This is a genomic window from Nostoc sp. ChiSLP03a (assembly GCF_034531215.2).
Classification (GTDB): Bacteria; Cyanobacteriota; Cyanobacteriia; order Cyanobacteriales; family Nostocaceae; genus Nostoc.
The window spans coordinates 1-10,668 of record NZ_JAVRBQ020000130.1 but is presented as its reverse complement, the minus strand read 5'-3'; the positions used below and the strand labels follow the sequence as shown (position 1 = coordinate 10,668).

Annotated in this window: 7 protein-coding genes and 1 pseudogene; 4 read left to right on the top strand and 4 right to left on the bottom strand. The window is 42.3% G+C overall.

Features of this window, described 5'->3' with window-relative positions; translation table 11 throughout:
• The first annotated feature begins 113 nt into the window (after positions 1-113).
• On the top strand, positions 114-347 hold the full coding sequence (locus RMY32_RS21485; protein ID WP_322712680.1) for a hypothetical protein: 234 nt from the start codon (positions 114-116) through the stop codon (positions 345-347).
• A gap of 44 nt (positions 348-391) precedes the next feature.
• On the opposite strand, the gene RMY32_RS21480 is transcribed toward RMY32_RS21485, so the two are convergent.
• The 3 genes from RMY32_RS21480 to RMY32_RS21470 form a co-directional block, all read right to left on the bottom strand.
• Positions 392-1,030 carry an acetoacetate decarboxylase family protein gene (locus tag RMY32_RS21480; protein ID WP_322712678.1) on the bottom strand — a complete coding sequence of 213 codons (639 nt, stop codon included), beginning with the start codon at positions 1,028-1,030 and terminating at the stop codon, positions 392-394.
• Positions 1,031-1,245: 215 nt separating this feature from the next.
• Complete coding sequence (dnaK, locus tag RMY32_RS21475; RefSeq protein WP_322698017.1) at positions 1,246-3,174, bottom strand: molecular chaperone DnaK; 1,929 nt, start codon at positions 3,172-3,174, stop codon at positions 1,246-1,248.
• A gap of 491 nt (positions 3,175-3,665) precedes the next feature.
• Complete coding sequence (locus RMY32_RS21470) at positions 3,666-4,484, bottom strand: SDR family oxidoreductase (RefSeq protein WP_322712677.1); 819 nt, start codon at positions 4,482-4,484, stop codon at positions 3,666-3,668.
• A gap of 316 nt (positions 4,485-4,800) precedes the next feature.
• Between RMY32_RS21470 and RMY32_RS21465 the strand changes: the two genes are divergently transcribed.
• Together RMY32_RS21465 and RMY32_RS21460 are read left to right on the top strand one after the other, a co-directional pair.
• Positions 4,801-6,513: an ATP-binding protein gene (locus RMY32_RS21465; protein ID WP_409883657.1), complete on the top strand. Its 1,713-nt coding sequence runs from the start codon at positions 4,801-4,803 to the stop codon at positions 6,511-6,513.
• Positions 6,514-6,711: 198 nt separating this feature from the next.
• Positions 6,712-8,238 (top strand): HAMP domain-containing sensor histidine kinase, encoded by a 1,527-nt coding sequence (locus tag RMY32_RS21460; RefSeq protein WP_322712674.1) that lies wholly within the window; start codon positions 6,712-6,714, stop codon positions 8,236-8,238.
• A 103-nt stretch (positions 8,239-8,341) separates the two neighbouring features.
• Here the strand turns inward: RMY32_RS21460 and RMY32_RS21455 are convergent, their stop codons facing one another.
• Positions 8,342-9,583 (bottom strand): M20 family metallopeptidase, encoded by a 1,242-nt coding sequence (locus tag RMY32_RS21455; RefSeq protein ID WP_322712672.1) that lies wholly within the window; start codon positions 9,581-9,583, stop codon positions 8,342-8,344.
• Between the two features lie 919 nt (positions 9,584-10,502).
• Here RMY32_RS21455 and RMY32_RS21450 point away from each other — a divergent pair.
• Positions 10,503-10,668: pseudogene (locus RMY32_RS21450) on the top strand (transposase); the annotation flags it as partial.

The following is a 10,668-nucleotide window of genomic DNA, read 5'->3' as shown; positions in this document are numbered from 1 at the left end:
TTTTATAAAGCTGCATAGAATTCGATCCCCCCTAACCCCCCTTTTTAAGGGGGGAACCGGAAAAACATCTATCAAAGTCCCCCTTTTCAAGGGGGATTTAGGGGGATCAAGATATGTGCAACTTCACATTAAATTGGTATTACGAGCGCTTTGGTAACAATGATGTCAGTTTTAGCCCAGATGGTAAAAGTATTGCATCTGGTGATTCTGATGGTGTTTTGGTTTGGGATTTTGACTTAAATCAACTTCTTAAGCATGGTTGTAATATGGCGCATGATTATCTGAAGAATAACCCAAAAGCAGAGAGCGATCGCTATCTCTGTGACGACATCTACAAAAAAAAGTGAAAGCTCAAGGTGTCTTCTTTTGAGTTAAATAAAACACCTTTAAATTAATTTAAAATTGATTGACCTACCACTTTTGGCGCATCAACCCGTAAATTCATCTGCTCATACCGCACAGTTAACCAAGGCTGACCTAAACCGATTCCAGAAAAAGGACTTTCGTCCGGGATTTCTAACTTAGAACCAATCAAACCCAACACAGATTCAACTTCAGCAGGAAATATCAGCAAATCACTACCCTTGACGCTGAAACTAGAGGCACTTAACCACTGTCTCCATGGCAAACTTTGTTGATTATACTTAAGACTACACAACTTGCGGTTTTCCTGATGCACAGTAACATACTTTCCTTGTTCCCAGGTAAACTTAGCTAGTTCCTTTGGTAGCCCCCAAATTTCTCGACCGCCAGCCACCGAATCAGCATTATCTACATAAATGTGAGAAATCCAAGCGCCGATTTTCCTTTGGTAATTAATCAAAGCTGGGACAACAATTAACTCACTATACTCCATTACTGAGCCTGACCCATAATGAGATAAATACACGCTAGCGAGAGTTTTACCAGGCCATACAGAAATAATTTCTAACTCTAAGGGAATCAAAGGGCGCACTTGGTCAATATTTACCAAATGCAAAGTTTGGATGGCATAGCCTTGGAGTGTCCAAGGTGCTTGTGGATATGGCATAAGGGAGTTAGGAATAGAGAGTGAGGAGTTAGGAACAAAGTTAAGAATTAAGATCGAGAGTTACTAATATTAGTTCTACTCTAACTCTAGACTTCAAACTCCTAACTCCTAACTTCTAACCCCTAACTCCTAAAAAAAAATCCCCACTCAGGCATTTGTCTGAGTGGGTAATATGAGGTCGAACAAAACAATCTTCTCAAAAGAAAGTAGAGAAATTATTTGCTCTCTGTAAAATCAGCGTCAATCACATCGTCGCCGTTACTAGAACTAGAAGAACTGCTACTATCTTGAGGTTCACCACCAGATGTAGCACCGGCACCAGCGCCAGCACTGGCACTAGCACCAGCTTGTTGATAGATGTTGCTACCAACAGCGAATAACGCTTGTTGCAATTCTGGGGTGAGCTTTTTAATTTGCTCATCGTCTTCTTTAGCAACAGCTTCCCGCAGTTCTTTCACTAAACCTTCGACTTTAGTCTTGTCAGCATCGGGAACTTTATCGCCCAATTCTTGTAACTGCTTTTCAGCTTGGTATGCCAAAGAATCGGCTTGGTTCTTGCGTTCAATCTTCTCACGCCGTTCTTTGTCAGATGAAGCATTTTGTTCAGCTTCTCTTACCATGCGGTCAACATCAGATTTATCCAGGGTGGAAGCGCCAGTTATGCTGATGGACTGTTCTTTACCAGTACCTTTGTCTTTTGCGGTGACGTTAAGGATACCGTTAGCGTCAATATCGAACACCACTTCAATTTGAGGAACGCCACGTGGTGCAGGAGGAATGCCATCGAGGCGGAAGGTTCCCAAACTCTTGTTATCGTTAGAGAATTCGCGTTCACCTTGGAGGACGTGAATTTCTACGTTGGTTTGTCCATCCACAGCAGTGGAGAAGACTTCCGATTTCTTGGTGGGGATTGTGGTGTTGCGGGGGATAATTTTCGTCATCACGCCGCCCAATGTTTCCACACCCAAAGATAGGGGTGTCACGTCTAACAGCAAGATGCCAGTTACATCACCAGCCAGTACTCCAGCTTGAATGGCTGCACCAACTGCTACAACTTCATCAGGGTTCACGCTTTGGTTGGGGTCTTTACCCAATACCTGCTTCACAATCTGTTGGACTGCGGGAATCCGCGTAGAACCACCAACTAACACCACTTCATCAATATCGCCTTTGTTTAACTTGGCATCCCGGAGGGCGTTTTCCACAGGAATACGGCAACGGTCGATTAAGTCAGAACAAAGTTCTTCAAACTGAGCGCGAGTCAGGGTTGTATCCAGGTGCTTGGGCCCATCCTGGGTAGCGGTAATAAATGGTAGGTTAATTTCTGCTTGGCTGACACTAGAAAGCTCAATTTTGGCTTTTTCTGCGGCTTCCGTTAGACGTTGTAAAGCTTGCTTGTCTTTCCGCAGGTCAATACCTTCGGCTTTCTTGAACTTCTCAGCTAAGAAATCAACTATTTTTTTGTCAAAGTCGTCACCACCAAGGTGGGTATCACCAGATGTGGCTAGTACTTCAAAAACTCCGTCTCCTACTTCCAGCACGGATACGTCGAAAGTACCACCACCAAGGTCAAATACTAGGATGGTTTCGTTACTCTTCTTGTCAAATCCATAAGCCAGAGAAGCAGCGGTAGGCTCGTTGATAATCCGCAGAACTTCAATCCCGGCAATTTTTCCAGCGTCTTTTGTTGCTTGCCGCTGAGAGTCGTTGAAGTATGCAGGAACAGTGATTACAGCTTGGGTTACAGTTTCACCCAAGTATTTGCTGGCATCTTCAACTAATTTGCGAAGAACTTTTGCAGAAATTTCTTCAGGAGCAAACGGTTTGCCAGCAATTGGACAATCTAATTTGACATTGCCGTTGCTGCTCAGAACTTTGTAAGAAACTTCTGTAGCTTCGTTACCCACTTCATCGTAGCGGCGACCGATAAAGCGTTTGACTGAGTAAAACGTATTTTCGGGGTTCATCACCGCTTGGCGTTTGGCGATTTGGCCAACCAAGTTGTCGCCATTTTTCGCAAATGCGACTACTGATGGCGTTGTCCGAAAACCTTCAGCATTAGCAATTACTGTGGGTTTACCACCTTCCATTACTGCCACGCAGGAGTTCGTTGTTCCTAAGTCAATTCCAACTACTTTTGCCATTTTAGGTGCTGGCTCCGTATAACTACAAATGAATGAATGAGAATATAAAGCACTAAATTTTGAACCAACAGGGTCAAGAAATCAGCCCGTTCAGCATGAATACCTTTGATTTGGCTTTCCTGGGGTTAAAACTCCAGACTATGCTGATATATATACTGAAGCTTAGTGGTAGCCAGTCCATGAAGGGTGGTTTCCCGAACCTTGCTTGGGACGGTTAAACTAACTAAATTTTGTTTTTAGTTGGTTCATGGATTAATTTGTCTTCACTCTGTCTAATGTAGAAGAATTAATACTTTCAGTAATTAGGGTGAACCGTAACGTCCGAGTGGTGTTTGCCGTCTTTTGAGGCAATAAACCATAGAAGCAGTAAGGATTGGAGATTGGGCACGGGGCATTGAAAAGAGGCAGAGGGGCAGGGGAGCAGGAGAGAAATAATAACTCCTAACTCAGCACGGGCTAAACGCCCTGCTGACGCTAACAGCACTCAGTAGTTACTCAATCCTAGAAAAAAGAGTTTCCCAGTCAATCACAGGTGGTCTTTGTCCTTGGTTGACTATTTCAAAAATTTTCCTAGAGCTATTTGGCTGAAATAGGCATTCTACACAAGCGTTTGCAACATCAATCCGGCTGGCATCACCTGAAAGTGTATCACCAGTGCCTATGACCACACCGTATTTACCCCCAGTTTTTGCTTTAAGGAGGGTGTTGAGGTCGTATGAGGTATAGGGGCCGTCAATAAGGCGTCCTGGGCGGATAATGGTGTAGGGTAATCCTGAATTAATAATGGACTCTTCGCCTTTTTGTTTGGCATCCAACACGCCAAAACCATTAAGAAGACTAAAAGGAAACTGATTTTTACGGAGAATTCCACAAGAAGAGACGAAAACGAATCGCTTCAAATTCTGGGGTGCTGCTGCTACTAGATTGCTGACACCTTGAGCATCAATCTTTGTCGGACTATTCTTTGCTTTTGCTTGACTAGATTTGGGATTAAAAAAAATAATTCCCCATTCAATCAAGTTCGGGGTTTCGTCAAACTCCCATCGCGCAGAGGGAAAGGCAGTGGTTCCGGTACAATTTATGATGTGGGTAACACCTGGCATTGCTGCTGGCAGTGTAGCTGGCTGACGGATGTCACCAACGGTAATTTCCACTTTTTGGTTAAACATCTTTTCAGCTTTTGCAGCATTGCGTGTCAGAACGCGAACTTTTAAATTCTTTTCGAGTAACTTGCTTACCACTAATTGCCCGACTCCACCTGTAGCACCAACAACTAGTACTAAATCCTTAGCTGAATCAAAAGAAGTCATAAAGTGCCCTTGAGATAGTCTATTGCTAATCTACCTAAAAAATACGATGTCTACGAGAGCCTGTGACGCTTGATAGCGCAGCGTAAAGGCTTCTCTTTCAGAGACGCTATTCGCGTTCGCCAACGGCATAGCAACTCTTAGAGAGACTGCGCCAACGCTAAGAGCGACGCAAGAGTGTCTAACTCGCTAACGCATATTTTGCTAATGGTTGTTTACTCTGTAGCTTTCAGGCTGATAAGTGGGAATTTTAGGAAAAGGGCAAATTCCCTAGAACTGAATTAGCACAGTAGTCAGTACTTGAGGTTTTGAGCAAGGAATGAAAATTAGTCAAAAATTAATTTTGGGTGTTCTTGGAATGGCTACTCTTTCAGGAATAATTGGTGCAATTAATGCTAATCAACAATTGAATATAGCTAAGTATCTTGCTCAACAAGAGGCCGAAGAAGTTGCTGGACTACTGGGATATTTTGTCAGTCATGAGCATGAAAAGCACAAAATGCGATCGCAAGATCGGGTGCTAGCCCATCTGCAAGAGCATATTCAATCGCTACACAAGCAACGTCAGCGCGATTTGGAGATTGTAGACCGCAATAAAATCATTCTGGCAGATGTAGTTACGGAAGATATCGGTACGCGATTAGACCACGATCGCAATAATGAAGTTGGTAAAACTATTCAAGATGGTGTACCCAGAACCTATATTGAGTCCAGTCCTGAATACCCAAATGGAATTCAATTGATTGCCGTTCCTTTTAAAACTAGCAACGGTGAAACAATGGGTGCAGTAATTTTGGAATATACACCACTTTATAAAGCAGCACTAGCAACTGCACATAAAAATATTGTTGTCACGTCGTTTATTAGTTTGGGATGTAGCATCTTTGCATTAACAGTAGGTTATCTGCTTTCCAAAAGCATCTCAAAACCGATTAAGCAACTCCAGGAAGCTGTGATGAATCTGGCTGAAGGTAAATTGGATACCAGAGTTAATATTCGCTCCCAAGATGAAATTGGCGAGTTAGCTAGCTCGTTCAACAAAATGGCAGACGATCTCCAATATTCTAGAGATGATTTGGTCAATGCTAACGAACAATTACGAGACGAAATTAGCGATCGCCTACAGGCAGAAGCAGAACTTCAGCAAGTTCTGAAAGACCTGAAAAAAACCCAAATCCAATTAATTCAATCGGAAAAAATGTCGAGTCTGGGTCAACTAGTGGCGGGAGTTGCCCATGAAATCAACAATCCAGTTAATTTTATCTACGGCAACCTGCAACACACCGATCATTACACTCAACAGTTGCTGCTGTTAATTAAGCTTTATCAAAATTATTATCCTAACCCAGAGCCAGAAATAAAAAATGCTAACGCAGAAGCAGATATAGAGTACATAACAGAAGATTTGCCTAAGATGTTAACCTCAATGAAGATGGGGGCTAAACGCATTCGGGAAATTGTTCTCAGTCTCCGAATTTTCTCTCGTTTGGATGAAGCTGAGTTCAAAACGGCCGATCTCCATGAAGGAATCGACAGTACTTTGTTAATTTTGCAACACCGACTCAAGGCACAAAATAATCGCCCTGAAATTAAAGTGATTAAAGAATATGGTGAAATACCTCAAATCCAGTGTTTTGCAAGGCAAATGAATCAGGTATTTATTAACCTCTTGACAAATGCGATCGATGCTTTAGAAGATTGTTTCCAAAAAGAACTTTGTCCAAATCCCTTGATTCGCATTTCTTCTGAACAAATAAATGAAAATATAATTATTCGGATTGTTGATAATGGGGTAGGAATTCCAGAAGAAATCCAGTCACGTTTATTTGACCCTTTTTTCACTACGAAACCAGTTGGCAAAGGGACTGGTATGGGCTTATCGATTAGCTACCAGATAATTACAGATAAGCATGGTGGATCTTTGCAATGTATTTCATCACCGGGACAAGGTGCAGAGTTTGTAATTACAATCCCAATTCGAGTAGCGAAACCAGCACATTCATCAGTTGGCGATCGCCACGCCTATCGGTAAAAGTCAGTGCTAATGTTTTTCAAACTCTAAGTGCGTAAGCATAGCCCGTCGTAGACATCGCAGTTAGAGGGTAATTGCCCCTGAATTGTTCGGTTCTACCACTGTCATCAGTATACAAATAGCTATAACCTCTTAGATAGTAGTGAAATGTCTAACCTAGACGCTGTTAGTCGCTCTTGAATTAAGGGGTGAAAGCCTGTGTACCAATGGATATTGCCAAGCCTGAGCGAAATCTTGGCCCAAAATCAATCAAGTGTGGCAGAATGTTCACCTGCTAAAGCAGAGCAGCAGTGGCGTATCAGCCTCGCAGCGACAGAACATTTGCTATTAAATACTTTAGCAGACCCTTCAGTTGACACAACCCAAGGATTAGTTTTAGCTGCACCAGCACCCTTGTTTAGTCAACCAAAATTAACTCAAAGTTTACAAACAGTAACTTTTACAGCAAAACCATTTAACCCTTTGGCGCTGATGCCATTTCAGATGCCAGGTGCAATTGCATCTGTCAATGAAGAAATTGCTCCCAATGAATCGGTACTTTCTTTACTACCTGCCGATCCGCTCGGAGCAGAACAGTTTTGCTTGGTTTTTACAGATAAATTCAGATTAGTACTAATTTTAGCAACCCACAAAAACGGCAAAAAAACCTTTTCATTTTCTTTTGAGCCAGAGATAGTGCAGCAGGCTTGGCGATCGCTAGGGGCACGAGTAATGCTGGCTAATCCAGAATTTTTCGGGCGCTTGGACGCATTAGTAGAACAGTATTCTCCGGTAGCACCAGACTACCGCATGATGATTCACTTTAGTCAGTTATTACTTCAGGAATTAACAGAACCAGAAGAGACTAGAGACTGTTTACTAGGGACTGTGGAAGAAGTAGGGGAGCAGGGGAGCAGAGGAGCAGGGGAGCAGGGGAGAAAATTTTTCCCCAATGCTCAATGTCCACTTACCCTGAGCAAAGCCGAAGCGATGCCCAATGTCCAATCCTCAAATCCTGATGTAGAATTGCTCCAAGCTTTTGCTCACGAAGTCCGCACACCTTTAACAACTATTCGCACCATGACTCGTCTGCTGTTGAAGCGGCGAGATTTAGATGCTAGCGCGATCAATCGCTTAAAAATTATCGATCACGAGTGTACCGAGCAAATTGACCGGATGGAATTGCTGTTTAAGGCCGCAGAACTAGAAACTACTGCCTCAGCAAAATCGTCAAAAACTCAACTCACACCGATGTCTTTAGATCAAGTGTTGCAGCAGAGCATTCCCCGTTGGGAACAAGCAGCGCATCGGCGGAATTTAACTTTGAATGTTGTTTTACCCCAGCAACTACCGACAGTGGTAAGCAATCCCACCATGTTGGATCGGGTTCTCACTGGTTTGATGGAAAATTTTACTCGTAGCTTACCTGCTGGCAGCCATATTCAAGTACAAGTTATCCCAGCTGGAGATCAACTGAAGTTACAATTATCGCCGCAATTGAGGTGCAAAGATTCAAATAAAGCCACCATACCTGCAACACCACCAATTCGCAAAGCTTTAGGTCAACTGCTGATGTTCCAACCAGAAACAGGTACGATTAGTTTGAATATCGCTGCAACCAAGCATTTGTTTCAGGCGATCGGTGGCAAACTAATTGTGCGCCAGCGTCCACACTATGGGGAAGTGATGACGATTTTCTTGCCTTTAGAAGTTAGCAATAAACAGAAACCGATAGTCACGAATTAGAGATATAGCAATTCTAAATTAGATATGTGAAAATTTTTGTTATGGTCGTCCTTGGTCATTTTTGACTACAACGGACTAATGACCAATGACCAATGACTAATGACTAATGACATGAAACAAAGTACTTTTCCACGCATCTAACAAATATTTCCACACCCATTGCCAAGGCAGTTTCGTCAAAATCAAACCGTGGATGATGATGGGGATATACTAAGTCTTTTGCGGAATTAGCAGAACCCAGAAAGAAATAACAACCAGGAACCTCTTCTAAGAAAAATGACATATCTTCAGCAGCCATAGTTTGACATTCTGGCACAATACCCACAGGAGTTTCTACCACTTCTTCTGCTACAGATCGCACTAGTTCTGCTATTTTAATATCATTAATTACTGGTGGATAAAGTGACCAATATTCTAAGTCATAATTTGCACCATAACTCTGACAAATTCCAGCAATAATCTGCTCGACACGCTGCTTAAAAAAGCCTTTCAAACTAGGATTAAAATACCTGACAGTAGCACTCATTCTCGCTGTATCAGCAATCACATTACGTTTGGTTCCAGCGTGAAGTTCGCCTACTGTGACTACTGCTGAATCAATGGGATTAACATTCCGAGCAACAATGGTTTGCAAGGCATTGACGATTTGGGCAGCAACAACAACGGAGTCAACAGTTTGATGTGGTAGTGCGCCGTGTCCACCTTTACCCAAAATTGTGCAGTTAAAGCATTCCACAGCTGCCATCAATGCACCAGCACGCACACCCACTGTTCCTAAAGGCAAATTATTCCACAAGTGCAAACCAATAATGGCTTCAACATCTGGGTTTTTCAAAACTCCAGCTTCAATCATCGGCTTTGCGCCTCCTGGTGATTCTTCCGCTGGCTGAAAGATAATTTTCACAACACCAGAGAAGTCTTGGCGATGCTGTTGGAGATAATAAGCTGTACCTAAAGCGATCGCTGTATGTCCATCATGTCCACAAGCGTGCATCACTCCATCATGCTGCGATTTGTACGGCACTTCGTTGAGTTCTTGGATTGGCAAAGCATCCATATCCGCACGAATCGCTAAAACATGGCGAGTTGGGAGTTGGGAGCCAGAAAGTTTGTCGCCTTTGATGGTGGCAACAATGCCAGTGTGGGCAATGCCAGTTTTATGCTCAATTCCCCATTCTTGCAGCTTTTGTGATACAAACTCAGCAGTCAGTTTTTCTTGAAAACCCAACTCTGGTTGTTGATGCAATCGCCGCCGCCACTCTACTAATTGCGGTTGCAATGAGCGGATCGGAAGTCGGATGTGAGATAGATCGACAGAAGAAGGATTGGGAAAAGTGGAAACCATTATGAAGACAAACTAGTTTAAGTACAGCTAATTTAGATTATTTTCTCAGTTTAACGTGAGTCTCCAACAAAGGCGAAGTTGCCAGAAGGGCGAAAGAAACAAGTCAAATCCTCTTCCCTTCTGCCTCTTGCCTTATTTCTAAGGAGTTGGATGAGTATAAAGTAATTACTAGCCACAATTCCCTATTTACAAGATAAATATAAGAGGTTGTTTGAAAAGTGGTTGGCTGTGATTTTAGGCACTAACCGATCCCCCCTAGCCCCCCTTAAAAAGGGCAGGGCTGTTTCATTCCTTAAAAGACCTTTATTTACAAGCGTATCAGCTAAAAAAATCAGGTCGTTAAATAATCTAATTGGGTCAAAAACCAGGCGATCGCACTTAAATTTAGTGGTTAAAGCAGTAATTTTTCGATTACCAACTACCTCAAATTTTTGGCTGATACTCTTGACAAAATCGTTATCTAAACGAATGAAACAGCCCTGCCTTAAAAAGGGGGGAACGGAATCAAAGTCCCCCAATTTATCGGGGGATTTAGGGGGATCTAGAACGTTTTGTTACCAAGAAGAAAACTTTTCAAACATCCTCTAAGATTAGCCAGCCAGTAGCTCGAACTTATAAACAGGGTATAGGATTCTTATTTTATTTATGAATTGACTTCTTAAGGTAGACATAGGCAAATATTAATTATCTCTTTCCTTGCCAATAAGGTCGCTTTTTCAAAAATCAAATCTGATTCTTATACAGGGCTACTTCAAACAAATCAAATTTCATTATTTTAACTGTAAACTCTGTAAATCTTCACAACTAACTACAACTCTCTACTTTCTGATTTCGGATGTAGCTGTGTAAAAATCAGCAATTTTTAATCTATATTTATACCAATTTTTTGGTTGAGTCGATGGCGGGTATAGCAACCGCCAAGGCGGTTGCTATAGATGAAGCTGGGATGGATAGTAGAGAAGATTATAGCTATGGCTGGAATCAAAGAGGGAAGCGCTTTTATGCTCTAAAAAGTGGCAGAAGACAAGGACGGATTAATATGATCGCCGCTTTATGTAATGGTCAGTTATTTGCTCCCTTTACGA

Bases quoted from the DNA above. Each gene is read 5' to 3' on its own strand.
- RMY32_RS21485 (WP_322712680.1), top strand. From the start codon at position 114: ATGTGCAACTTCACATTAAATTGGTATTACGAGCGCTTTGGTAACAAT.
- RMY32_RS21480 (WP_322712678.1), bottom strand. From the start codon at position 1,030: ATGCCATATCCACAAGCACCTTGGACACTCCAAGGCTATGCCATCCAA.
- dnaK (WP_322698017.1), bottom strand. From the start codon at position 3,174: ATGGCAAAAGTAGTTGGAATTGACTTAGGAACAACGAACTCCTGCGTG.
- RMY32_RS21470 (WP_322712677.1), bottom strand. From the start codon at position 4,484: ATGACTTCTTTTGATTCAGCTAAGGATTTAGTACTAGTTGTTGGTGCT.
- RMY32_RS21465 (WP_409883657.1), top strand. From the start codon at position 4,801: ATGAAAATTAGTCAAAAATTAATTTTGGGTGTTCTTGGAATGGCTACT.
- RMY32_RS21455 (WP_322712672.1), bottom strand. From the start codon at position 9,583: ATGGTTTCCACTTTTCCCAATCCTTCTTCTGTCGATCTATCTCACATC.